Genomic DNA, 24,461 nt, shown 5'->3' with positions numbered 1-24,461 from the left:
CTACCCGGACCTTCCTCGTCCAGGCGGGCGGCGCGCAAACTCGGCCCTGCGGGCACTCAGACAGTGCGCACCCCCACCTCGCGGCCGGCATGCCGCTCGGATTCGTCAGGCATGGAACAGTCCTCAGGACTGTTCCATGTCCGGCCTCATCCCCCCTTCCCTTCGGAAGCCTCCGGCGCTGGCCAAACGTTCCCGGAAGCTTTACCTACCAATCCGCTGGGGTGGTGTGACCCCACCCTCTGAGAAACCCCCATTGATGTCCCCAAACCAGAGGAGTACCTTGACCCAACAAGTAACAAAACATTAGTGGCAATGTGGATGTGTTAAGGCACGAAGACAGAGGGAGAGTTGCAGGAATTCAGGCGGCTCATCGGATACTCCACTGGGGGAGCGCAGCCCGGCCGCATCTGTTGCAACACTCGGTTAAATGAAGTCCCTCACCTACACAAGTTGGACAGACGCACCGCAGAGGTTTTCATGGATGAAACGCAACCAGAAGATTCGGCCATCTCTGCCGAGCTAAAGATCGACATTACTCTGATCGGCAAATTGAACTTGGCCGATTTTCAGAATGCAGTCCCTCTGATCCGAGATCTTTGGCTAATCAATGAAACCGACCAGACGCACGAGCAGGTGGAGCTGACTCTGACATCCAATCCGCCCTTTCTGAAGCCGCGTTGTTGGCGAATAGATGCGCTGGCGGCACGGTCACGCTATCCAATCCGCGACCTGGCCCTGAACCTGGACGGGGGAATGCTCGCGCGGCTAACCGAAGCTGAGACGGCAACGGTCTCGTTAGCACTACGTGCAGTGGACGCGAATGCGTCCACCCCCACCCTCGCGCGGTGCGATACCCATCTAGAGCTACTACCACGCAATCAATGGGGCGGCCTCTCCCATCTGCCCGACTTGGTCGCTGCGTTCGTCCAACCCAATGATCCGGCTGTGGATCGGCTACTCAAGCAAGCCGCTGAAGTGCTGCGCCAAAACGACCGCAACCCTGCACTAGACGGCTACACCGGTGGTGCGAAGCGCGTCTGGGAGCTAGTCTCTGCCATCTGGGGAGCCACGGCTGGCATGCGGTTGGACTACGCCCTACCACCCGCCAGTTTCGAGCAGTCAGGACAGAAGGTGCGCAGCCCCAGCCAGATCGAAGACTCAGGTCTTGGAACGTGTTTTGACCTTGCATTGCTGTTTTGCGCTGCCCTGGAACAGGCGGGATTAAATCCGTTGCTGATCTTCACCGAGGGGCATGCCTTCGCCGGTGCTTGGCTGCAACCCGAAGAGTTCTCCACTACGGTCGTGGATGACGTGACCTCGTTGCGCAAGCGTCTCAAACTCAGGGAACTCGTGTTGTTCGAGACCACCTTGATCACCCAGCGCCCCACTGTCCCCTTCAGCTATGCCACCGAACGCGGTGCTCAGCAGTTGGAAGAATCTCGGGATGCAGAATTCCGCTTAGCCGTGGATATCCGCCGAGCACGGCTGCAACGTATAAAACCCCTGGCCAGCGCAGAAGCGGCAGTTACTGCGGTCTCGGCCCCGGAAGCACCACCGTCCACGCCGTTGTTGCCAAAAATCGAGGACGCGCCTGACTTTCTCGATGGCACACCGATCAATACAGACAATGCTAATCAACTGGACCCCAAAGACAGGCTGCTCCGCTGGCAACGCAAGCTACTGGACCTCTCTCTTCGCAATAATCTACTTAACTTCAAGAGTGGCAAGAAGGCGCTTAAGCTGGACGCGCCAGATCCCGGCGCACTGGAGGATCTGCTGGCTAGCGGCCAGCCCTTGAAGCTACGTGCGCGCCCGGATTTGATGAGTGGCGCCGATCCGCGCGATCAGGCTATCTACGAAACTCGCGAACATGAGAATGTTCGCCAGGCACACGCGCTAGAGGCGCTGCAGAAATCTGAAGTCTTCATCGACGCACCTGAGGCCGATCTCGATTCGCGCCTAACCGAACTGTTCCGCAGCGCCCGCACGACCTTGCAGGAGGGTGGTGCCAATACGCTTTACCTCGCCATGGGTTTCCTATCCTGGACACGGGAAGACCGCGACGGCCAGCGCTACCGCGCCCCCTTGATCCTGGTGCCAGTTAGCCTGCAGCGTAAGAGCGCGCGCTCGGGCTTCACACTCATCCTGCATGACGACGAGCCACGCTTCAATCCAACCTTAATCGAGATGCTGCGCCAGGACTTCGAGCTGAGCCTGGGGGGCCTTGAAGGTGAGCTGCCGCGCGACGACAGCGGCCTAGATGTCGCGGCGGTCTGGCAGGCCGTCGGTCACGCCATCAAAGAGGTCAAGGGCTGGGAAGTGACCGAGGACGTCGTGTTGTCCATGTTCTCGTTCGCCAAGTATCTGATGTGGAAGGACCTGGCCGAACGCAGCGACCAGTTGCGCGAGAATCCGGTCGTGCGTCACCTCCTGGACACCCCACGCGATGCTTATCCGCCGGGCGCTCCGTTCCCGCAGGTGCGCGAGCTGGACCAGCGCTTCGACCCGAAACAAGTGTTTTGCCCCTTAGCGACAGATTCCTCACAGTTGTCGGTCGTGCTGGCCGCGTCACAAGGCAAGGACTTTGTCCTGATTGGCCCACCAGGGACCGGCAAGAGCCAGACCATCGCCAACCTCATCGCCCAGTCCTTGGCACAGGGCCGGCGTGTGCTCTTTGTGTCCCAGAAGATCGCAGCGCTGGATGTCGTCTACCGACGTCTGCGCGAAGTTGGTCTGGGCGAGTTCTGCTTGGAATTGCACTCAAGCAAAGCCCGCAAACTCGACGTGCTGGCTCAGTTGCAAGCCGCTTGGGCCAGCAGCGGCCACGCCGACGCCGAGGAGTGGCGGGCTGAAGCAGACAAGCTGAAAAGCCTGCGCGATGTGCTAAATATCTATGTAGAACGCCTTCATCAGCGACGTTCCAACGGTTTGAGTCTGTTTGATGCCATCGGCACTGTCAGCGCGGGACAAGACGTTCCGGCTCTCACTTTGTCTTGGCCTGCAGCCGATCAGCACAATCGCGCTGATATGGAGCAACTGCGCAATTCCGCGGAACGTCTGGAGGTCAATGCCCAAGCTATAGGCCATGCCGCGCTTGCGCGGCATTCCTTGTCTCTGATTGGCCAGGGAAACTGGTCACCCACTTGGCAGCAGCAGCTAATCTCCGCAGCTCGTGACCTGCTACCTACTGCCCAGGCCACGATCGAGTCGGCCGCTGCATTTGTCCAAACTATTGGACTTCCCTCACCTAAATTGATGCCCGAAACTTGCAAGGCGCTGCTGACCTTGGCCCGATGCCTGCCATCAGCAGCGGGGCACGATTGGCGTTTCGTTCTACGCCCGGACGCGCGGATCCTGAGCCACCGCCTCCAGGACGGCGCGGCCCTGGTGCTCCGCCACGCTGAACTGAACAAGCAGCTCTCTACACCATGGCCCAGTTCCATCGTGGCTGCTTGCATCGAAGGTTTAGCGGCGCTCACCGAACACCGAGAGCTCCATGCACAGCTCAGCGAGCCTTGGGCTCCTTCCACGGTCACGCAACTGCACGAGGGGCTCGACCTGCTAACGCAGATCTCCCAACACCGCGTTGCATTATCGGCCCCTTATGACGAATCGATCGAAAAGCTCGACACCGTCGGGTTACAGCAAATGTGGGAGCAAGCCGAAAAAGCTGTCTGGCCCAAGTCCTGGCTGGGAAAACGCAAAGTGGCCGCGCGCTTATCTAGCGCCATCAAGGCTGGATCTCAGCCCGACGTCCCCAACGACCTGCGACACTGGAACGCTATTCGTGGGTTGCGCCAACAGCTGCGGGCTATCACGCCCTCCCAAGAAGGTGCGTCCGTCTGGGCGGGCTTGGACACCAACGAGAATAAGGTTCGCACAGCCCTACGTTGGCAGATATCTCTGGCCGCTGTGCGCGAAGGCCGAGCATGGGAAGACGACGGCTTCGATATCATCACAGACGGCCAGTGCGGAGCCGTCCTACAATCCGATTTGCTGAATGCGCGTCGACTACGCCAGTTGGACCAGGATATCGCCGAGCATGCCTCTCTAGAAGCGACCACCGATGGTCTGTGGGCGGGCTATGACACCCAAGCCAAACACCTGAATGCCGCACTGGATTTCCTGAGTGACTGGCGAGCACATCTCCGGCAGGGCTCTCTGGATCGTCCCCACTCCTTGGTCGAGGAAGGTGTTTGCGGCCCCACTCTAGCGCGCGATCATCAGACGCTTCGCCAGCGGGCCGAAACGGAGCTAGCGCTGGCAGCGCTAGATGACTTGTGTGAGCTCACCGCGGGATTATGGAAGGGCTTGGCCACCCATCTGGAGGAGCTCGCACAGGCTTGTCAACTCCGTGAGGACTTGGCCGCAGTGCTGACGCATCTCGCGACTACACCTGAGCATATTTCAGCTTGCAAGGCGCCGCTACATGCTCTATTGGGAGATGCCAATACATTGCTGGAGCCAGGTGGCCGCATCGCGATGGCCGGTGCCCGATACGCAGAAAAGTGGGACCAACTGCTTCCCCGGCTGGAGACACTCGCGACAATCGGATGCTTTGCCGAAGATGCCCGCACACAATGGCAGTCCATGCCGCTCGACGCACTAATCGAGCAGAGCCAAGCTATCGTGCGCTCAGAACACAGTCTGCGCAGTTGGTGCGCCTGGCGCCAGGCGCGCGACGAGGCACTAGCTTTCGGCCTGGGGACGCTTGTTCAGGGCATTGAGCAAGGCCACATCGGTCCGAGCGAGTCGCTCCAAGCCTTTGAAACCAACTACGCACGCTGGTGGCTCAACGCTGTGGTCGATCACGAGCCCGTTATTCGGAGCTTCGTCAGCGCTGAGCATGAGCGACGCATCCGCGATTTCCGCGACCTCGACGAGCGGTTTACAGCCCTAACCCGGGATTGGCTGCGTGCCCGGCTATGCACCGATATTCCCTCTCAAGACAATGTCAGCCGCAACTCAGAATGGGGGTTGTTGCGGCACGAGATCGGCAAGAAGCGCGCACACCTACCCTTACGTGAGCTAATGACCAAAATTCCCGAGGCGCTGACCAAGCTCACACCCTGCTTGCTAATGAGCCCATTGTCCATCGCGCAATACCTCCACGCTGGGGCCAACGCCTTCGACCTAGTAATTTTTGACGAAGCTTCACAAATCCCGGTTTGGGACGCGATTGGTGCCATCGCCCGCGGTCGTCAAGTCGTCATGGTCGGAGACCCAAAGCAGCTTCCACCTACTTCCTTCTTCGACCGCGCCGAGTCCGGACTGGACGATGCAGATATAGAGGCCGACTTGGAAAGCATCCTTGATGAATGCATCGGCGCCAACCTGCCAACACGGAATCTCAACTGGCACTATCGGTCTCGACATGAAAGCTTGATTGCCTTTTCCAATCACGCGTACTACGACGGTGAGCTAGTCACCTTTCCCTCCCCTGTCACCAACGATCGTGCAGTCAGCTTGCAGTTGGTATCGGGCATATACCAGAAAGGGGGTGCCCGGACGAATCCTTCCGAGGCCAAAGCGCTAGTCGCCGACGTGGTAGCGCATCTGACGGCGCCCGATTTCCGCGCAAGTGAACGCACGATCGGTATAGTCACCTTCAACGCCGAACAGCAAAAGCTGATAGAGGACTTACTCGACGAAGCTCGAAGGAAGGAGCCACGACTAGAGCACTACTTCGCCGAAAGTGAGTTGGAACCACTGTTCGTCAAGAACCTAGAGAGCGTACAAGGGGACGAACGCGATCTTATCTACTTCTCCATAACTTACGGTCCCGACTCGTCAGGCCAATTAGCCATGAATTTTGGCCCACTCAACCGTCAGGGCGGCGAGCGGCGACTCAACGTAGCCATCACGCGTGCGCGTCACGAATTACGCTTGTTCGCCAGCTTCCGTGCAGAGCAGATGGACTTAGCTCGGACCTCAGCCATCGGCGTGCGCGACCTGAAACACTTCCTGGAATTCGCAGAGCGCGGTGCTCAAGCACTAGCCGAAGTGAACCGAGGCAGCGTCGGTGGTTTTGACAGTCCATTTGAACAAGCTGTGGCCACCGCTCTAGCCCAGCGAGGTTGGCGAGTTCAGTCCCAGATCGGGGCTTCCTCCTTCCGTATCGACCTGGGCATCGTCGATCCCGACGCGCCTGGACGTTACCTGGCCGGCGTAGAGTGTGACGGCGCCACCTATCATCGAAGCGCGACTGCACGCGACCGCGACAAGTTACGCGAACAGGTCTTGCGCGGCCTGGGGTGGGACATTGTTCGAGTCTGGTCAACCGACTGGTGGATTGATCCCGCCGGCACGCTCGACAAGCTGGATGCCAAGTTACAAGCCCTTCTCACAGACCAGCGCGAACGACGAGTCGAACAAGCCGAGCGTGAAGCTGAAGCAGAGCGCCTGGCACAAGTGGCTATGGAACAAACTTTGGAGTCAGTGACAACCTCAGACGAAGACCCAGATGCGTCAATTCAAAATAAGGTCTCTGTCTCACCTAAACCCCCCGCAACAGTTCAGTCACAGCAAGCAGAGGAAGTCTTTGCCACCCGCATCTCTACAGCCTCAGCCTTGGAAACAGAGCTATCGGAGGAGTCGCCCTATCAGGTCACAAATCCCGCCGAAGCGGTAGCCGACGTCAATCCCGATCATTTTTTCGATAGTGATTACAACGACATCTTGTCCGCCATGATTGCCCACGTCATCGATCATGAGGGTCCCGTGCTTGACGCCCTACTGGCCCGCCGCATTGCCCGAGCCCACGGCTGGCTTCGCACGGGCGGACGCATCCGAGAGCGTGTGTTCGAACTCGCACGGATCCGCTATCGAACGACTGATGAAGGTGTCGGCACATTCTATTGGCCTGAACATCTCAACCCTGAGGACGAGCCTCCATTCCGCGAGCCTATTAATGAAGACAGCGTGCGAGCAGCAGACGAAATCAGTATTCCGGAACTAACATCCTTAGCTCGTACCGTAATCGCGACAGGGACGGAAGGTGAAGACATGTTCCGAGCAATGGCACGAAAACTGGGACTTCAGCAGCTGCGGGCATCCAGTCGGGCTCGTCTAGAGATTGCCGTACGCTCCTTGCCTCCAGCGTCAGGAAACTGAAGGGTCCACCAGCCAACAGCATACCTCCCGCCTATGCCATAGGTCGCACGCCAAAGTCTGCTCTTGAGCATGGCACCCGGCTCAATAGGTAACGATGATCAACCGAGCCAACATGAGCCTCTATGCAGCGAAGCGTGCGAGGCGCCGGAGCCTGTGCCTGCCAATCTGCTGAGGTCGTGCGGCCTCATCCTCAGAGAAACCCCGATTGATGTCCCCAAACCGGAGGAGTACCGTGATCCAATAAGTAACAAAAAATTAGTGACAATGTGAATGTGTTAAGACACGAAGACGGAGGGAGAGATGCAGGAATTCAGGCGGCGCATCGAACACCACATTGAGCATGTCAAGAATGTCGGTGCACACTGCGCGACCGAGGAAACCACAAAACAAGCGCTGATCCTTCCGCTGCTAGACATCTTGGGTTTCAGCCCGTACGACCCGATCAAGGTGAAGGCCGAGTACGGCGCCGATTTCCCGGGCGCAAAGGCCAGTGAGCGCGTCGACTATGCCCTCTTCAGCAATGGTGTGCCGGTCTTGTTCATCGAAGCCAAGGCCTACGCATGTAGCCTCACCAACCACTGCCCCCAACTCTCACGCTACTACAACGCCACGCCCGAGGTCGCCGTAGCAGCCATCACCAATGGGCGCGAGTGGCGCTTTTTTACGGATCTTGGCAATCGCAACATCATGGATCGCGAACCGTTCCTGACGATTGATTTCACCAGTGACTCAGAGAATATCGCCGAACAGTTCGAACGTTTTCATTACGACCGTCTGGAACCCGCCGCCCTTCGCGCCCTCGCCGAGGAAAATGTCTACCTGCATTCTTTCAAGGATGCCATCACCTCGGCGCTTCGCGACTGCGGACCGGATTTCGTCAAGTTCATCGCCCAACAGGCGGGTGTACAACGTCAGCTCAATGCGAGGTTCCTGGAAAGCATTCAACCACTGGTGAAACAAGCCGTTGCCCAGTCCATTAGCTCCATGGTGGCCACCAGCCTGTCCACACCAGAAACCATGCCGGCTGCCGCCCCGGTTGAGATCATCGCCGACGACGATGCACCAATCGTGGATCCGAATAATGAAAAGATCCTCACTACGCCGGAAGAGCACAACCTGTTCGATATCTGCTGCGACATCCTACCGGATGAAGATCTGCTTGCGCGAGACACAGAGTCCTACTTCTCGATCATTCACGGAGGCAAGTCAAATCGCTGGCTGTTCCGGTTCTGGGGGGACAAGAAGCGGCCGGCCGTGCAGTTCATCGTGCCGCTCACCGAGACGCACCGCGCCGAGATTGGACGCGCCGGATTGCAAATCGGTGCCAGCGACCAGGTTCTGCTCGATAAGCCCGAAAACCTGTATCGATTGGCCGGTATCGTGGGAGATGCCCTTGCCTATTGCAAGGACGATGAGAATTTCCGACGAAAGGGACGCACTGGAGATGCTGGATAGCAGTATTGGGTTGCTCCATTCATCCAAGAGGTGTTTGACAAAGTCATTACCTCAAGACGCCCGGATGTTACAGCCGTGCTCAGGATTAATTCTGCAATGCAAATCCCATAAATGAGACTTAGCTCATCATTCTATCGAACCTGCAGCAAAGAGCTACGGCAGTTTCCGTGAATTCGAACGTTGACCGTCTGCCTCTTCGTGTCGGCAACTTCCGCTTCGGATCGACTGCCGACACCCACGCACAACCATTTCGACGCTAACACGCCCCTCTATTCTCGACTCAATCACGCAATTTCCCCACACGCACACCTAAAGCACAGCCACCCCGGCTACCGCCACCGCCAACAGCGGCCTCACCCCAAACCACCATCCAAGCACCGTAACGAAGTACACTCCTCGCAACCGCCCCGGGGACTTGCGATGATTACCCACATTTCTCACCGCTACACGGATCAAGAGGCGCTGGAGGCCTTGCTGAACGACGGCAAGCTTCTGGAAACCATTTCGTCATCCTCCTCCATGCTGGTCCAGATTTTCTCGGCAGACACCAACGTGGTGCATCTGCGTACAGTGTCGGCATTGGTCAGTACCAAGCTGCCACGGGCAATAGTGGTGGGTGCAACCACGGTTGGCGAGGTCTACGAAGGTCGCTTGCTCACAAACAGCACCGTGGTGGGGATCACCTGCTTTGAGAGCTCGACGATCTCTGTGATGGCGATGCCTTGCCAGGGCGCGGATGTGCGCCAAGCCGGTGCCGAACTGGGGACGCGCATCAGTCAGTGCCCAGGCAAGATCGCGGGCGTCATTCTGCTGGCCACCCCCTTGAGCATCGATGCTGGCGCCCTGCTGCAGGGCATCGAATCGACCGCGGGTGGCTTTCCAATTTTCGGCGGTGGGGCCGGCGATTACGCCGCCATGACCCACTCGCTGGTGTTTGCCGGTGACCAGCACTACCCGCAAGGCGCGGTGGCGGTGGTGCTGGCCGGGGACGATCTGCACATCGAGTCCAGCACCTACCTGGGCTGGCGGCCTCTGAGCAAATCGATGCAGGTCACGGAGGTGGACCAACTGCTGGTCAAGACGGTCGATGGCAAGCCCGCCTTCGATGTGTACCGACACTATCTCAACATATCCAACGACGAGAATTTTTTCCTGAACGCATTGGAGTTTCCCTTCCTACTGGAACGGTCCGGCGAGCTAGTGGCCAGGGTGCCGATCGCGGCGGACAGCGATGGCGCATTGCAGTTTATCGCCGACATCCAGGCAGGCGAGCGTTTCCGCATCGGTTATGGCGACATGGATTTGATCGTCAGTGATGCCTTGCACATCCATCAATCCATGGCGGGCTTTTCGCCGCAGGCGATATTTCTGTACACCTGCGGGTGCCGCCGTTTCTTGATGCAGAACGATGTGGATCTGGAAACCATGCCGTTCGAGGCTTTGGCGCCCACCTTTGGCTTTTATACGTATGGGGAATTCTTTTCGTCGAACCACCTCAGGCTGTTGAATTCGACGATGGTGGCGATTGGATTGCGCGAGGGCGAGACGACCGATGCCGGTTCGGATCGGGCGCCGGCTCACCATGCCGGTACGGCGGTCGATGGCAGCGATCCCTATGCGCATAAGCACACGCGGGTGGTGTCGCGCCTGGTGCGCTTCATCGATGCGGTCACGGCGGAGCTTGAGGCCTCCAATCGGGAAATCACCCAGCTTTCCCGGACGGATCGCCTGACCCAGTTGGTCAACCGGATTCAGTTGGATCACGTGCTGGAGGAGAACCTGCAGCAGGCTCTGCGCTATGCCGTGCCTTTCTCGATCATCCTGCTGGATCTGGACCACTTCAAGCAGGTCAACGACGTGCATGGCCACCTGGTCGGTGATGAGGTGTTGGTGAGCACCGCCAGGATCTTGACGGCGAATACGCGCATCACGGATACGGTGGGACGTTGGGGCGGCGAGGAGTTCCTGATCGTCGTGCCGAATGCCGGCCTGGGCGACGCGGCCCGCCTGGCGGAAAAGCTGCGCAGCGGGATCGAGGCTCATGATTTCCCGGCCGTCGGGAAAATGACGGCCAGTTTCGGCGTCACATGTTTCGAGCCAGAGGATGATGTCGTGACGATGATCAGCCGGGCTGACATGACCCTCTATGCGGCGAAACATGCGGGGCGCAATCGAGTCGAGGTGGCGTAGGCCTGACGATCAGGGCAACCCCGTATCTGATGGACATGATCGGCGCACTTTACGCGGAGATTATGGTGAAAATTCTGATGGAGAGAATTATATTCCGCATAATTTGCGGCGAATACCTCCTAATCACCGCAACCCGATTTCGCGCTCGCTCTTTCTATCCATGTCCGCCCCGTCAGCGGCGCGCCGACTTGGGTCGGAACGCCTTGACGATGGCGTCGTGGGTCTCGATGTATGGACCGCCAATCAGATCCAGGCAATAGGGAACGGCGGCGAACACCCCCGGCACCAGCACCGACCCATCGGCGTCGCGCAGGCCCTCGAGCGTTTCCTGAATCGCCTTGGGCTGCCCCGGCAGATTGATGATCAACGCGGCATGGTCGGGCAGTTCGCGGATGACCGCGACCTGGCGCGACAGGATGGCGGTCGGAACGAAGCGCAGGCTGACCTGGCGCATCTGCTCGGCAAAGCCGGGCATTTCCCGGGTGGCCGCATCGAGGGTCGCCTCGGGCGTCACGTCGCGGCGCGCGGGGCCGGTGCCGCCGGTGGTCAGCACCAGGTCGCAGCGCGCCTCGTCAACCAGTTCGCGCAGGGTGGCGGCGATACGCGGCCGCTCGTCAGGGATCAGGCGCGAGACGATCTGGGGCGGTTGGACCAGCGCGCGCTGCAGCCAGTCGCTCAGCGCCGGGATGCCTTGATCCTGATAAGTCCCCGAGGCCGCCCGATCCGAGACCGAGACAAGCCCGACCAGCAATTCATCGGGGTGGCTGCGCTGCAGGGGGAATGCTTGGGACATGAATGAGCTCCATGAATACTGAGTCGGATGGGGTCTATAGGGTAGTACTGCAGGACCAACTGCGCTTTGCTCAGAGACCCAGCGGTAGCTTCGAAATATTGGCCGCGCTTGGAAGGTGCTGATGGTAGAGCTTCGCGAGGTCGTCCCGGTTTTCGATGTATGCAAACTCGCTAACCGGGATAGCCAGAAACTCCTCGTTCTCTTGCGAATTCACCCTGACAGCTCTAACCTCAACAGCCTTTAATGCGCTGATCCAGTACCAGCCTTGTCCATCAGACTTGTGATCCATATAGGCATACCGCAACGGCATCCTGAAAAGCCTTTCGAACGCAATCGATCGACGAAGCTCGGCTTCCAGATTCAGGGTATAGACCCCACCTGACAGCGTGTAATTCTTGGCATCAACCGCAACCGTGCCGAGCGATGGGATCAGGAGCAGAAAATCCGGACGCTTGACCTCCTGGGGGAATAGCGTCGAAAACGTATCGGGATTTTGGCAAACAGCTACATATGGCAAGCGACAACTTTGAAGCCAACGATTTAGGGCGGCTTCACCATGTGCGCCCTGGGTGACGAGTTGAGGATTGTGAGGCATGGTCAAAATAGCTCGCCGCCGCGTTCAAAGCCCGAAAATTGTTGCGTAGCGCTCGGGCTTGAAACCGACTTCAATGCCGTGCGGCGTCGTCAGCACCGGGCGCTTGATCATCGTCGGCTCTGCAACCATCAGGTCGATCGCTCTGGTTTCATCCAGACCGTCGCGTGCCGCTACAGGCAGGGCACGGAACGTCTTGCTCGCCTTGTTCAGCACCTTGTCGAGTCCCGCTTCGGCAACCCACGCCGCGACTTCGGCGCGGGTAATGCCCGCGACGCGATAATCGTGAAATGTGAAATCAACGCCCTGCGCGTCAAGCCACATGAAGGCCTTCTTCATCGTGTCGCAGTTCTTGATGCCGTAGATGGTAACCGTCATGTCGGATTGCTCATTTTTGGGGTGAAGGTGCGGACGTTTTCTTGGACGGTTTACATAGACAGCAAGCCTGCACCGCCGCCTTGCTCGACCGGTTGCTGCACCACGCCCACATCGTGCAACCAGGCGTCCTACTCGCCGCTACGACCTTCTTTGCATCCTTGAGCGCCGCATTTGCAAAGACGGCTTGCCAAGTCACCAGCCCAGTTCCTTGGTGCTCTTCTCCAGAGGCTCTGCCATCCCCTCTTTAATGGACTCGCGCATGCCGGGCACAGAGGCCAGGTACAGAGTCTCCTGGATAGCATCCCAATCGGCTTCTGAGATCAGCACGGCGCTTGTGCGCTTACCGGCAATTCGAATCGGCTGATGAGACTCGGCGGTTTGGTCGATGAGGCGGTAGAGATTTGCCCGCGCCTCGGTGGCGGTGATGGTTGCGGACATGGTGGTTCTCCGAAGAGCCTCAAATGGTACGTTTTTACGTACGTACAATCAAGAATAGGCGATCATCCCTTATGGGCTCGCACATGTGTCAAAGCCTACATCCGCCCTCATCAGACACCCCGGCGGATTGGCAGGACAGATTCCCGGACCTCCGCAATAGGTCGGTGTAACATGGCTAGAGCGCGGCACTCAAAGTGCCATGAAACTAGCCAGCATCGTTAAAGCCCAGAAATTCGTGTGTAAGGAGCCTCTATGTCATTTGAAGGAAGCTGCCACTGTGGGGCTGTTCAATTCAAGGTTGACGCCCAACCGCCGTCCAAGGCCATTAGCTGCAATTGCTCTCACTGTCGACGGAAAGGGTTTTTATTGTCTTTCTTTCCCGCAGAGCAATTCGTCTTGGTGCAGGGTGAAGAATCCCTTCGCTCCTATCTGTTCAATACGCACAAAATCGAACATCAATTTTGCCAGAACTGCGGCACCGAGCCTTTCGCATACGGGGCAAATCCTGACGGATCCCAGGTTCGGGCCATCAATCTGCGCTGCGTGCCGTCAATCGATCTGAATACCCTGGAGCTTCAGTACTACGACGGCGCGAAAGCATAAATTGACGACGGGCCGGGCGCGGTGCCACAGTGGCGCACCTGTGCATCTGCCACACCGTGCACCCATGGTTTGGACGGCCAATTCAGACGAATTGTGAGGTATCAGATCAAACATAGCGACTAACTGGCTAGCCCTTCACCGCCCTTCTGAGCTCGAACACATGCCGACGCCCCCGCCCGCCCCGCCAGACACCCCGGGGGATCGGCAGGATAGCTTAGGAGACTTTTCGGCCACGTTGGAGACTTTCGAAGAAATGAGACTGGAATTTCCTACGCCACCCGCCCAACCGTGGACATGGGCTTCCATGTCGGCAGATTCCAGCCCGTGCCACACCTTGTCGAGATGGTAGATCCCCGCATGCGCGGGGCAGCCCAGGTCGTCAGGGTGGACATCCTCAATGCTCCGGGTAGATCCCCGCATGCGCGGGGCAGCCAGCGTCCCGGCTTCAGCGGCAGGAATCACGAAAGGTAGATCCCCGCATGCGCGGGGCAGCCTTGTGTTCGAAGCCGTCAAGAACCGCCCAGGAAGGTAGATCCCCGCATGCGCGGGGCAGCCCGCCAATCCAGTCGGCAGGCAGCGTCACTTTGGGGTAGATCCCCGCATGCGCGGGGCAGCCCTCGGCATCCACACTCACCACATGGCTGCCACGGGTAGATCCCCGCATGCGCGGGGCAGCCCAGCCCGCAGAGATCGGACGCGCCGACGACCGGGGTAGATCCCCGCATGCGCGGGGCAGCCGACACACCCGGCCAGGACAGCGTGATCGTGGCAGGTAGATCCCCGCATGCGCGGGGCAGCCTGGAAGGTCTGGCGTACACCTGCGCAGCGACAGGGTAGATCCCCGCATGCGCGGGGCAGCCAAGATGTTGCGAAACACCATGAACCGTGTATATGGTAGATCCCCGCATGCGCGGGGCAGCCAAACCGACACTCACAAGCAACTACTCGACCGAGGGTAGATCCCCGCATGCGCGGGGCAGCCACACACACGGTCAATCTGATTGCGTGGTGATAGGGTAGATCCCCGCATGCGCGGGGCAGCCGATCTAGGATTCGCAGCCCTGCGGTCACTTTAAGGTAGATCCCCGCATGCGCGGGGCAGCCCCGCATCGGGTGCATAGCCGGTGGTGATGCAGAGGTAGATCCCCGCATGCGCGGGGCAGCCTCGGCATGTGGCAGTGGGACGGACACGGCGATGGGTAGATCCCCGCATGCGCGGGGCAGCCGCTCGAGAACCGCTGTTGGTATGTTCGTCCAGAGGTAGATCCCCGCATGCGCGGGGCAGCCACATGGACGCGCTCTATCCGCACCTCCCCGAGAGGTAGATCCCCGCATGCGCGGGGCAGCCGCATCCTGCCACCAACCGGAGTAAGTGATATAGGGTAGATCCCCGCATGCGCGGGGCAGCCACTTAAGCGAAAGGGGGCGTATGAGTATGATGGGGTAGATCCCCGCATGCGCGGGGCAGCCCTTCCAGGGCGTGGACTTGCCGGCCTTCACAGAGGTAGATCCCCGCATGCGCGGGGCAGCCAAGACCGAGCATTGTCTGGAAAGCCAGATGACAGGTAGATCCCCGCATGCGCGGGGCAGCCACTCATATTCTCGACTCTCTGTGGGGACGCTCAGGTAGATCCCCGCATGCGCGGGGCAGCCATAAATCCTTTCCTGTCTGTCCCCAACACGCAGGGTAGATCCCCGCATGCGCGGGGCAGCCGGCGAGGACATCCGTGCCGCCGCCGCCAACGAAGGTAGATCCCCGCATGCGCGGGGCAGCCTCACCTTCGACATCGATCGTGGTGGCCACATCAGGTAGATCCCCGCATGCGCGGGGCAGCCATCTTCTTGGCTCAGGCTGTGATACCACGCCCGGGTAGATCCCCGCATGCGCGGGGCAGCCAAACTCCACCCCTCCGGCGTCAGTACAGGCTCGGGTAGATCCCCGCATGCGCGGGGCAGCCTCACCGGCGCGAAGGTGATGTGGTTGTGGACGGGGTAGATCCCCGCATGCGCGGGGCAGCCCCCTCTTTTCAAAGTAATACACTTCTTGCGCAGGGTAGATCCCCGCATGCGCGGGGCAGCCCTCGCCGCCGTTGTTAGCGCGGATGTAATCGACGGTAGATCCCCGCATGCGCGGGGCAGCCGGCGAAGGTCAGCCCGCCCAGCGCAAGACCGAAGGTAGATCCCCGCATGCGCGGGGCAGCCGTAGATTCGTAATCTCTACTGCTTCTTCTTCCGGGTAGATCCCCGCATGCGCGGGGCAGCCCGATCTTGGGGTTGTCTAGCAGTTCTTTTGCTGGGTAGATCCCCGCATGCGCGGGGCAGCCTCTAGAGTATAACTTCTTGTGAAATCAGCATTTTGTTAAAGAGCATCTGCTGATCGGACGTCAGGCATCGCGCCTGGTCAGCAACAATCCATCAATGCTCACGATCTGGACTGCGGGTGTACCCAACGTGCGCACAGCTTGGCCGCCTGGGGTTTCGCGATCCTGCCAGATCATGGTGATGGACGCCTCATACTCATTTGGAAACCAGTCTTTCAAAACGCTCCAAACACGCTGTCTGACAGCAGGTGAAATGCGCGGAGCACTATATACGCCTGGGGCCAGCTCCAGCATCACGGAAGCGAGAAGGCCTCGCACGCGAGGGGACACGTTACGCGTCACTATCACGGTCATTGACATCGAACAATTCCTTGATGCGGTCGATCATGCGCGGAATAAGTTTCTGTTGTCGGAACAGCTTTGCGGCGCTATAGCGCACCTCGCGTTCGATGTTTTCGACCTTACCGGCCGCATGTGCGCGTACAACCCCAAAAGCAAGCGGTAGGATCACGTCCACGCGGTACAGATCCGCGATGTCTAGTGTGAATGCGTTGCTGGAATCTTCGTGGATGAAACCCAATGGCGGCAAGGCACCAACAGCGGCAACGGCAATGTCGGCTGCGGCCTCCACGAAGGTAGCGGCATGGTTGATTGCCTGGTTGGGCAAATCAGCCGCGTTTGGATTCTGCCGGTCGTAGCGCCGCCCATGCCAGTCGATGCCATATCGCTGCGCCACGAGTCTGTAGCTTTCCTTGAGACGCGCTCCCTCGATGCCTCGCAAAGTTTCGATGTCGCGATGCGGGAACACACGCCCGAAGCGCCATGCATAGAGGCGCCGTGCCGTATCGAGTCGCTGTTTGGGATCCGCCCAGTGCTTTGCATGGGCGCGCGCTAACGCTGAATGGCCTTGGCCCATCGGCGGTGCTGTATAGCTCTTGACGCCACCGTCCCCCACTGCAGCAACCAAGGTGCCATGCCGCGCGCACAGCCGCAATACATCCTGCGTCAGGCTGGTACCCGGTCCCAGCAGAATCATTGAAACGGCCTGATAGGGAATCGCGTAATCCCCGGCGTCCAGCGCAACACTCTGCGCAGCGACGAATCGCAATGTGCCATCCTCCACCGACAGCTTTCCATATTCGAGCCATAGCAAACCATGCCTGTCGGCATGCGGAATGCGGGAGGCAGCCAGACCCAACCGCCCATGCAATAGACCGGGTGAGGGACTCATCGCGGCGGAGAAAGCGACACCATGCCAAAACCAAACGCACGATGGCGACCGATACCGCGCGCAAGCAATCTCGCAAAGCCCTGGCCGTCGCCGATGGCTGCGTCGGCACCGATCAGTACTTGCGGGCGCTCTACCACGCGAAGACGATTGCCACCGCGGCGCGAACGCCGCAACAGGCGTGTGCGTGCCGTCATGCCCAGAATTTCCACGTGCCCGAATCGCAAGACATCATTCCACTGCACAGTAAACCAGTCGCGATACACCTCGGCGCGCCCCGGTGCGTCATCGCCGAGGCGGTCGAGGGTGCGCAGGAAGACGTCTTTCTCGACATTGTCCTGTCGGGCCACGGGACAAACCAATGCCTCGATTCGCAGACGTCGACCTGCCTGCCAGGTCTCGGGCATAGTCTTACTGGCAACGCCATCGACATCGAGCGCGGCCCACGCCAAGGGCGACGCATAGGTCTGTGCTTGTTCCAGCAAGATCGCAGCGTCTGCGTGCGCATAGGCCAATACTTCATTGCGTCGATCGAAGTACCGGAAAGGCCTGGGTGCGTGGGTGCCAAACAGCGCTGCAAACCAAGCATGCAAGGTGTAGCCCAGTGTTTCGTCCTCTTGTGTGATACCGGATTCCGCCGCAAACTTCAGCAGGGGCGGCACCTGAACCGGAATGCGCAACAAATGCAGGCCACTCATGTCGTGATCTCCAGAAACCCCACCGCATAGCGCTCGGCACCGCGATGAATATTGTTGGACCAATCGCGCAGATCATAGCGCTCTTCCGTTTCAACGCCCCGGCCTTCAATCAGCGGCCACAACGCCTGGATTCGGGCAGGACGACGGCGCCCGCCTATGTCAGCCAATGGCTCCGCCAACAGCGCGGCTTTGACGCCTGCGGCATCTCGCCGACCAAAGAGGACAGGTGCGGCCGGCAGGCATGGTTTACGGCCGATGAATAATGGGCGTGCAGGAAAACGTAGTGCATGCTCGACCTCATCCAAATTGGGCATGCCGTCCCCACTCTCAAGCGTCAGCGCAGCAGTAGCGACCCCATTGGCCCAATAGTCACGTTCACGGATATGAGTACCTCTCGTGGCGCTGCCTTTTCCTCGATCCTCACGCCCACCCTCAGTGGTCCACCCAGTATCCACCAGAAAATGCTGGCCCAGATCGACGGTCTGGTAATCGGTCAACAACTCAGGTTCCGCATCCCAGCGCACTGCGAAACGCAGCCGCCTTTGCAGTGCCTGCAAACGCTCAACGTCACGATGATCCCAACCCAATGCGTTACCCAGCAGGCCCGCAAGCATGGATTTACCCGGAAAGCGCCACGTGGGGTTGTACTGATCCACCACCACTGCCCCAAAACTCATCAGCGGTGCATCCAATCGCAAGATCAGGCAGTCCATGGCTCAGGCCCGCAGTGCATCAATCGCGGCAGCGATGTTGGCTGGCACCGGTGACTTTTGCGGGAGGCTAGGCGGCAGTGGGTCAAGCACAGTCGAGATGCCGCGATAGTAACCATCATTCGACGCGCCATACATTTCGTCCAGCTTGTGCAGGTAGTTCGCCAATCGAGTCATCGCCAAGTTGCGCAGGTCCTGCTGGGCCCCCTTCCATGGCACGGCCTCCAGAAACGCATTGGCCAGCGACCGCGGCTGCCCGACACCGGTTTCCAGCAACAGAAAATCGGACCACGCATACGGTGCAGTACTACCCTTCTTGGCACCCGGACTTTGTCTGATAATGCTGAAAATCAAGGCCTCGAGTACTCGTCGCGCCAAACTAACGTCCTGGTCACGCCACGCTGCTGCCTCGCACCCCGTCAAGTTCGAGACCAGCAATGGCACATCGACCGCGACATATCCGTAATAGACTCCCGCGCCAAGCTCCGCCTGATTGGCATGCGCAGCACCGGTTTCGTCATCCCGATTAAGGTCATCCACAACGGTGAAATAGTCCATCTCGGTGTTTGCGGCATGCACCGTGAAGGCATGCGCGACATGCACCGGCGCATCCACACGAGCAAGGAGATCCGAGGTGACCATGCGTCCAAACAAGGCGGCGGTCAGGCCCGCCGCGGACTTGCTCATAGCCTTGAGGTTGTCCTTCTCCTCTTTGGTCTTGAGGCGCTCCGCCAGCACCTTGGCCGGATCGGTCTCAGCACCGACCTCCGACAACATCTGCGCGAAGTAATCGGCCTCGCGCAGACCGAACAACACGGGTTGGTTCAGATCGCCGCCCTCCTTGACGCCCCCATCGACGACAGCCTTGGCCAAGGGTTCGATCAACGCCTTAGCGACCGCCTCGTCCACCCCGGCCTCGATCGCCTTGGGCAACACAGTACGCGTGAAGAATGAGCGGGTGCGCAACCCATCTGGCAGGTCCGGCAGCTGTTGCGTGAGGTCTTCACGCCAATGGCGCTTGCTGCATTGCGACGACACCCGCAGCCGGATGGCGTTGCCAAACGGGATGCGTTTGGCCAATCCCGCGTCATCACGGTTCAAAAGGGCGGCCGGGTAGGCAGTGAGGGTATGGATCTGCAGGAACATGGTGATCACTCCTTGGCATTGGAATCTTTGGGCAGATAACGATAGAAAGCCTTCGCGATGCGACGGTGTATGCGTTCGCGCTTATCGCTGTCGCCCGTCAGCAGAAACCAGGCGCCTTCCCGCCAATTGAAGCGTTCGCGGTGTGCGGCGAGGAAACGGATGGCGCTCATGAACAGATCGGTACGCACATCATCCGGCGAGGACAACAGACGCTCCAGACGCCCTTCTGAAAATCCGCTTTCAGACAAGGCCTGTCCAAGTGGGCGCTTGGGTTCGTGTGAGTCAGCGCCCAGGACAGCCAATCCCCAGGCAATCGTCATCCAGGCCTCTGTCTGCTGTTCTGAAGGCAGATCCGAATCCAAATGGCGCAACCAAAGACGATAAAAGGACAAAGGCACCGGCTGGTCCGGCACCCAGCGCCGTAACATTGCGCGATCGCGCGCCGGATAGTTTGCGGCACCAATCACCGCCGCCAGATGCGCCACAGCGTCACCCTTCGTTGGGTCCACTCGCGGCTGTTCGTCATTCTGTTGTTGGGCTGGTTCAGTCATACCATTTCCTTATCGGTGGAATCGGTGGGTTCGGCGGATGTGATTGCGGGCGTGGGCAGGCCAAGCTTGTCGAGCATGCCTCGCAATGCGCTCTGAGCCCGTACGACGGCCCGCCAGCCACGGTTAGAGGGTGTCGGCAGACGCATGACAGCTTCGTCGAACAGGCTCTGAGCCTCATTGACGAGTCGTTGTCGCCATTCTTTGCGGAGAACATCATGTGCCTCATCCGCTCCGCGCCATAAGGTAGGAAAAAAGATGTGCCCCCAGCGCGTGACAAAATGCGCCCTGTGACTGTCCACCCAACGCTTGACCGCACCCCGGTCAAAATCGGTTTTAGCCGGGCCGCCCTCAATCAAAACGGTGAACGCGGCGCTCAAGGCTCTTTGCACTTCCTTGGTATCGGAAAGCAATTGCTGGGCGAGCATCGCCAGGGTGTCCTTGTGCTGTTTATTGAGCAGCGCCAGGCGCGCCTTCGCGGGTACTGGCAGTTCGATGCGATGGAAGCCCTCTGTCGTGCCTTGCCCGCGCACCAGGCAGGATGCGACAAACCAGCCGGCCCCCTCGCCTGGTCTGGGCCTTTGCATGGCGGTGAGTTCAAAGCCTTGCTCGAACAACAGATCAGACAGACGTTGTGGTGATAACCCATCCGCTGACAAGGTCAATGCCGACCGACCCTTTTTCTTGTCTTCCACATTGATCGGAATCCATGGATCCCCCACATCGCCATTCTCGATGGTCTTTGGACCAATTTGTCGCGCCTTCGTGGTGGCGCCAAGGGCGTACAGCGAACCATCGCACGCCCTTAGCAGACGCACCGGTCGGCAGGACTCAATAAACCAAGGTTCCAGATCCGAGCACAGGCAATAATGATTGGCCCGATCCCAGCGCGTCAGCCACGTCAGGACGAGGCCCCTGGAGGCATAATGAAAGTCGCGGCAGGTTTGCCGCCGCAAACCGTGCAGCATGCGAACCTCGTCCACAAATCGCACTGAGGGATTCAGGCTGCGCGCCCATGCGATGACCGGACGGCTGGCGACACCTGCGTTCATGCGGATGATGCCGTAGTTGCCGGCTCCCAGAACACCGCTGGTCGTCTGCAACACCAGTAGCGCATACAACCAGGCATCCACCACATCCGCCTGGAAACGGGCCATCTTGACGTCATGGTTCTTCGCCGTCACGAGCACATCCAGCTCGTCCGGGGCGCTCGCCTTGGGTGTATACATGACGCCACGGCGAGTCTGCTTGACACCAAAATCCACAGCCTCAGCCTCCCAACTAATCCATGGGTGCTGCAGGAACGCCGGCTTGGTGACGTCCTCGACGACGAGATGCCAGGCCGTATGCATGCCGTCAGACAGATCCAGCAATCCATCACGCCAGTACGAGGGGTCCGACGGCAGTTCCTCGGTGGGACGACGTGCCTGGATGCTGGCCGCCAGCTGGACCAAAAACACATGCCATGGGTCCGCCTGATGGGGACGCAAGCCGGTGTATGCCTCGACTTCGCCTGCGCTCAATGCGGCCAACAATGCCGGGAGGCTGAGGCTGTCCTCGGCGTTCGTGAGCCGAACGCCAATCAACGGTTCCATGAGCAGATCATGCATCGTCCTTCTCCAAGCCAAAACGGGAGTACCGAAAGATGGCCTTGCCAATCGAAAAACAAAAACCGTCGTCGGTCGGCTCTGCGCGCACTACATCAGGGAAGGCCAAATCACCCGGAAGCCAATGAGCGGGCAAGGTCACTTGGTGAATGAATGAGCCAAAAGGTGAACGCATCGGCTTGAACAGCGGCAATTCGAGCGTCGGGTGGCCAAGCCTGGTCAACACTCGCTCGCTTTTGTCGGGATAATGCAGCTCACCAAAAGGCTCGTCATCCTGGACTGACCGCAACGCCTGAAAGATCTCGGCATGAACTTTTCCGGCTAAGGCCTCACCGTACATTCGCCATGCGTCGGGCAAGCTATCCAGCGCTTCGCCATGCGTCGTACGCTCGATCAGCTCGCGGGACTCGAGCGGAAGGTTCAGCACGGCCCGCTGTGTCAGCTCGTCCCATGTGCGTGCCAACACTCGCCCATCGGAATAAACGCTGCCCAAACCTGCGGGCGCTCGCAGCTCGATATCCTTGCGCAGATACGCCAGCAGATCCTGCTCCGGCACTCTCACCAATACGCGCGGGCTCTCGAATCCGGGTGGCCGAGAGGTGCGAACATGTCTGTGCAAGCGGCCTAAGCGCTGAATCAACACATCCATGGGTGCCAGGTCCGTCACCAGCCAATCAGCATCGATATCCAGGCTTTGCTCGAGTGTCTGCGTCCCGATCAACAGACGTGCGCCGTCACGCGAACCTTTACCCAGCTGCTGCGTCACGGCGCCATCGATTAACGCCCGGTCTTCACGAGCAAAGCGGCCATGATGAGGGCAGCGCACACCATCAAATGCAAACAGAGCGGGTAACAGCGACGGCTGCCGGTCGGCAAGGGCAGACTCGACACATCGGAACAGCGCATTGGCGCGGGAGACGGTGTTGCATACCACCAGAACACGCGCGCCACAGTTGATCGCACTGATAAGAGGCGGCAGCAGCGCGTCATCAGCCGTCAGTGAGCGGCACAGCTCGACTGTGATGTGGCGTTGGCGCTCTACAGGCATGGGCCAGGTACGATTGCGCGCGCTCAACAAGGGATAAGGGCGGGCGAGCGCGTCGTCCAAGGACGCCATGTCGCGATCAAAGTACAGCGCGGCAGCCGATTCGCCAAGTGTGGCCGAGAGCAGCAAGGCATGGCCGCCTCGTCGCAGATGTCCACGCAACAGCGCCTGCAGTATCTCGCGCATGTACGGATCGGAAGCATGCACCTCGTCCACTACAAGCAGATGGCTATCCAGGCACACTGAGCGCAAGAGACTGTGTCTGACCTGCAACGCAGACAATAGCGCCTGATCTATGGTTCCCACGGCGATGGGTGCCGCCAGAAAACGCTTGGGCCTCTCGGAGGACCACAGGCGCTCACGGTGCCCGTCCATGGCGTCGTCATTCCACAATGTTCCATTGGGATCAGTCAGCGCTTGCCCAATAGTCTGACCATCGACCTTGACGTAGCCCGGTGCGGCCAACAAAATCGGCCCGGGACGACTGCCATCCTCGAAAGCCGCCCGCACCGCCCTTAGCACCCGGTCATAAAGCTCTCGCGCGGCCACGCGCGTGGGCAACGCAAAGTACAGGCCGTCCACTCTGCCGCTGGCGTACAGTCGAAAAAACCAGGCCAATGCTGCTTCCGTCTTGCCGGAGCCGGTATCCGACTCGGCCAGTAGCAGTTGCGTATCACCACTGACATCGATGTCCTCAGCCAATGCGGCCTGCAACGGTGTCGGTGAAAATGGAAATATGGCCTGGAATGCGTTGACCTCACGCTGATCCGGCGGCATCAACCCAATCGCCCACAGGGCTCGTCCGGCGGCGACGGTGGCGACCTGGAACCGATCCTCGTCGGCACTTTGGCGATAGGGAAAAAACTGGGTATCTGATCCGATCCAGTCCGCCAGCATCAGCAAACCGGCAAAACGCTGCTGAAGTTCCGGGACTGCATCAATGGCAGGCACATCATGCCCAAAGGCGTCGGGGAACGCCGTACGGGCCCTGTCGGCCAAGATATCGAGCTGTGCTTTGGGGTCATACCCGCCCATCGCACCCCACCATTTCCTTGCCGCGTATGCTGCGCCCGAACTACCGTAGTCATTCAGTGACACTGGCCGGCCATGATGTGAGATGCTCGCCAACAGCATCTGTGCAGCTTGTTCCTCGTTGACGAACCAGCCGCAGATCTCAGTGATCAGCCCGGTCCACGCCTCGGTCCATTGATCGCTGAGATCCAATAGCAGTGCTGCGGCTTCCATGACATGTCCAGCTGTCAGCCTGGCAGCGGGGTCGGACTTGGATTGAAACCCGTGATTGCACTTGCCAAAGTCATGCAGGAAGGCCAGCACGGCAAGTCGCGCCTGCTGGGCCGGATTCAAATTGGTGATACGCGCAAGTAGCGGCAAATCCAACAGCAAGCGAAAAACGATGGCGACATCCAGACAATGATCAGCTAAGGGATGCTTACGGCCATCCCGCTCACTGAATTTGCCCCATGCCGCTCCTGTACGCATGACCAAGCCTCAAGTCTCCTATGACTGTCTTGGTCGGACGCTCAGCGATGCGCTGATTCCGATCGATATGTATCTTAGTATGACACAACCGTATCG

At 59.4% G+C, this 24,461-nt stretch carries 16 protein-coding genes and 1 CRISPR repeat array; of the genes, 4 read left to right on the top strand and 12 right to left on the bottom strand.

The window, feature by feature from the left end; all coding sequences use genetic code 11:
* Positions 1-477: 477 nt before the first annotated feature.
* The 3 genes from OOZ48_RS08580 to OOZ48_RS08570 all read left to right on the top strand — a co-directional run bounded on the left by OOZ48_RS08580 (position 478) and on the right by OOZ48_RS08570 (position 10,758).
* Positions 478-7,113, top strand: coding sequence for a DUF3320 domain-containing protein (locus OOZ48_RS08580; protein ID WP_269497343.1), 6,636 nt, complete (start codon positions 478-480; stop codon positions 7,111-7,113).
* 300 nt (positions 7,114-7,413) lie between these two features.
* Positions 7,414-8,568 (top strand): type I restriction endonuclease, encoded by a 1,155-nt coding sequence (locus OOZ48_RS08575; RefSeq protein WP_269497342.1) that lies wholly within the window; start codon positions 7,414-7,416, stop codon positions 8,566-8,568.
* A gap of 420 nt (positions 8,569-8,988) precedes the next feature.
* On the top strand, positions 8,989-10,758 hold the full coding sequence (locus OOZ48_RS08570) for a sensor domain-containing diguanylate cyclase (RefSeq protein ID WP_269497341.1): 1,770 nt from the start codon (positions 8,989-8,991) through the stop codon (positions 10,756-10,758).
* Positions 10,759-10,930: 172 nt separating this feature from the next.
* Here the strand turns inward: OOZ48_RS08570 and mog are convergent, their stop codons facing one another.
* The 4 genes from mog to OOZ48_RS08550 form a co-directional block, all read right to left on the bottom strand.
* Positions 10,931-11,551 carry a molybdopterin adenylyltransferase gene (gene mog, locus OOZ48_RS08565; RefSeq protein WP_269497340.1) on the bottom strand — a complete coding sequence of 207 codons (621 nt, stop codon included), beginning with the start codon at positions 11,549-11,551 and terminating at the stop codon, positions 10,931-10,933.
* Positions 11,552-11,621: 70 nt separating this feature from the next.
* Positions 11,622-12,146: a hypothetical protein gene (locus OOZ48_RS08560; RefSeq protein ID WP_269497339.1), complete on the bottom strand. Its 525-nt coding sequence runs from the start codon at positions 12,144-12,146 to the stop codon at positions 11,622-11,624.
* 24 nt (positions 12,147-12,170) lie between these two features.
* The gene (locus OOZ48_RS08555) at positions 12,171-12,521 is read right to left on the bottom strand and encodes a Spx/MgsR family RNA polymerase-binding regulatory protein (RefSeq protein WP_269497338.1); all 351 of its coding nucleotides are present in this window, start codon (positions 12,519-12,521) and stop codon (positions 12,171-12,173) included.
* Between the two features lie 192 nt (positions 12,522-12,713).
* Positions 12,714-12,959 (bottom strand): type II toxin-antitoxin system Phd/YefM family antitoxin, encoded by a 246-nt coding sequence (locus OOZ48_RS08550; protein ID WP_269497337.1) that lies wholly within the window; start codon positions 12,957-12,959, stop codon positions 12,714-12,716.
* Between the two features lie 252 nt (positions 12,960-13,211).
* On the opposite strand from OOZ48_RS08550, the gene OOZ48_RS08545 reads away from it, so the two are divergent.
* Positions 13,212-13,562 carry a GFA family protein gene (locus OOZ48_RS08545; protein ID WP_269497336.1) on the top strand — a complete coding sequence of 117 codons (351 nt, stop codon included), beginning with the start codon at positions 13,212-13,214 and terminating at the stop codon, positions 13,560-13,562.
* A 344-nt stretch (positions 13,563-13,906) separates the two neighbouring features.
* Positions 13,907-15,886: direct repeats of the CRISPR family, unit length 28 nt; unit sequence GGTAGATCCCCGCATGCGCGGGGCAGCC.
* 60 nt (positions 15,887-15,946) lie between these two features.
* Here the strand turns inward: OOZ48_RS08545 and cas2e are convergent.
* The 8 genes from cas2e to cas3 are packed head-to-tail and all read right to left on the bottom strand — an operon-like array spanning position 15,947 to position 24,365.
* Positions 15,947-16,177: a type I-E CRISPR-associated endoribonuclease Cas2e gene (gene cas2e, locus OOZ48_RS08540; RefSeq protein WP_269497335.1), complete on the bottom strand. Its 231-nt coding sequence runs from the start codon at positions 16,175-16,177 to the stop codon at positions 15,947-15,949.
* 37 nt (positions 16,178-16,214) lie between these two features.
* A complete protein-coding gene (gene cas1e / locus OOZ48_RS08535) occupies positions 16,215-17,081 on the bottom strand; it encodes a type I-E CRISPR-associated endonuclease Cas1e (protein ID WP_269497334.1) in 867 nt (288 codons plus the stop codon).
* Between the two features lie 29 nt (positions 17,082-17,110).
* The gene (locus OOZ48_RS08530; protein ID WP_269497333.1) at positions 17,111-17,809 is read right to left on the bottom strand and encodes a type I-E CRISPR-associated protein Cas6/Cse3/CasE; all 699 of its coding nucleotides are present in this window, start codon (positions 17,807-17,809) and stop codon (positions 17,111-17,113) included.
* On the bottom strand, positions 17,806-18,522 hold the full coding sequence (cas5e, locus tag OOZ48_RS08525) for a type I-E CRISPR-associated protein Cas5/CasD (RefSeq protein ID WP_269497332.1): 717 nt from the start codon (positions 18,520-18,522) through the stop codon (positions 17,806-17,808). Before cas5e ends, OOZ48_RS08530 begins: the two co-directional genes overlap by 4 nt.
* A 3-nt stretch (positions 18,523-18,525) precedes the next feature.
* A complete protein-coding gene (gene cas7e, locus OOZ48_RS08520; RefSeq protein ID WP_269497331.1) occupies positions 18,526-19,665 on the bottom strand; it encodes a type I-E CRISPR-associated protein Cas7/Cse4/CasC in 1,140 nt (379 codons plus the stop codon).
* Between the two features lie 5 nt (positions 19,666-19,670).
* The gene (gene casB, locus OOZ48_RS08515) at positions 19,671-20,216 is read right to left on the bottom strand and encodes a type I-E CRISPR-associated protein Cse2/CasB (RefSeq protein WP_269497330.1); all 546 of its coding nucleotides are present in this window, start codon (positions 20,214-20,216) and stop codon (positions 19,671-19,673) included.
* Positions 20,213-21,823 carry a type I-E CRISPR-associated protein Cse1/CasA gene (casA, locus tag OOZ48_RS08510; RefSeq protein ID WP_269497329.1) on the bottom strand — a complete coding sequence of 537 codons (1,611 nt, stop codon included), beginning with the start codon at positions 21,821-21,823 and terminating at the stop codon, positions 20,213-20,215. Before casA ends, casB begins: the two co-directional genes overlap by 4 nt.
* Positions 21,816-24,365, bottom strand: coding sequence for a CRISPR-associated helicase Cas3' (gene cas3 / locus OOZ48_RS08505; protein WP_269497434.1), 2,550 nt, complete (start codon positions 24,363-24,365; stop codon positions 21,816-21,818). Before cas3 ends, casA begins: the two co-directional genes overlap by 8 nt.
* Positions 24,366-24,461: the final 96 nt, after the last annotated feature.

It is taken from the genome of Castellaniella sp. S9 (assembly GCF_027257175.1).
In the GTDB taxonomy this organism is placed as follows: domain Bacteria; phylum Pseudomonadota; class Gammaproteobacteria; order Burkholderiales; family Burkholderiaceae_B; genus Castellaniella.
Note: the sequence above shows the minus strand (reverse complement) of the source record. Positions and strands in the feature narration are given on the sequence as shown.

Coding starts and splice junctions, on each gene's coding strand:
- OOZ48_RS08575 (WP_269497342.1), top strand. CDS start 7,414: ATGCAGGAATTCAGGCGGCGCATCGAACACCACATTGAGCATGTCAAG.
- OOZ48_RS08570 (WP_269497341.1), top strand. CDS start 8,989: ATGATTACCCACATTTCTCACCGCTACACGGATCAAGAGGCGCTGGAG.
- OOZ48_RS08560 (WP_269497339.1), bottom strand. CDS start 12,146: ATGCCTCACAATCCTCAACTCGTCACCCAGGGCGCACATGGTGAAGCC.
- cas2e (WP_269497335.1), bottom strand. CDS start 16,177: ATGCTGGAGCTGGCCCCAGGCGTATATAGTGCTCCGCGCATTTCACCT.
- casA (WP_269497329.1), bottom strand. CDS start 21,823: ATGCATGATCTGCTCATGGAACCGTTGATTGGCGTTCGGCTCACGAAC.
- OOZ48_RS08580 (WP_269497343.1), top strand. CDS start 478: ATGGATGAAACGCAACCAGAAGATTCGGCCATCTCTGCCGAGCTAAAG.
- mog (WP_269497340.1), bottom strand. CDS start 11,551: ATGTCCCAAGCATTCCCCCTGCAGCGCAGCCACCCCGATGAATTGCTG.
- OOZ48_RS08530 (WP_269497333.1), bottom strand. CDS start 17,809: ATGAGTGGCCTGCATTTGTTGCGCATTCCGGTTCAGGTGCCGCCCCTG.
- cas7e (WP_269497331.1), bottom strand. CDS start 19,665: ATGTTCCTGCAGATCCATACCCTCACTGCCTACCCGGCCGCCCTTTTG.
- OOZ48_RS08555 (WP_269497338.1), bottom strand. CDS start 12,521: ATGACGGTTACCATCTACGGCATCAAGAACTGCGACACGATGAAGAAG.
- OOZ48_RS08550 (WP_269497337.1), bottom strand. CDS start 12,959: ATGTCCGCAACCATCACCGCCACCGAGGCGCGGGCAAATCTCTACCGC.
- cas5e (WP_269497332.1), bottom strand. CDS start 18,522: ATGGACTGCCTGATCTTGCGATTGGATGCACCGCTGATGAGTTTTGGG.
- OOZ48_RS08545 (WP_269497336.1), top strand. CDS start 13,212: ATGTCATTTGAAGGAAGCTGCCACTGTGGGGCTGTTCAATTCAAGGTT.
- cas3 (WP_269497434.1), bottom strand. CDS start 24,365: ATGCGTACAGGAGCGGCATGGGGCAAATTCAGTGAGCGGGATGGCCGT.
- casB (WP_269497330.1), bottom strand. CDS start 20,216: ATGACTGAACCAGCCCAACAACAGAATGACGAACAGCCGCGAGTGGAC.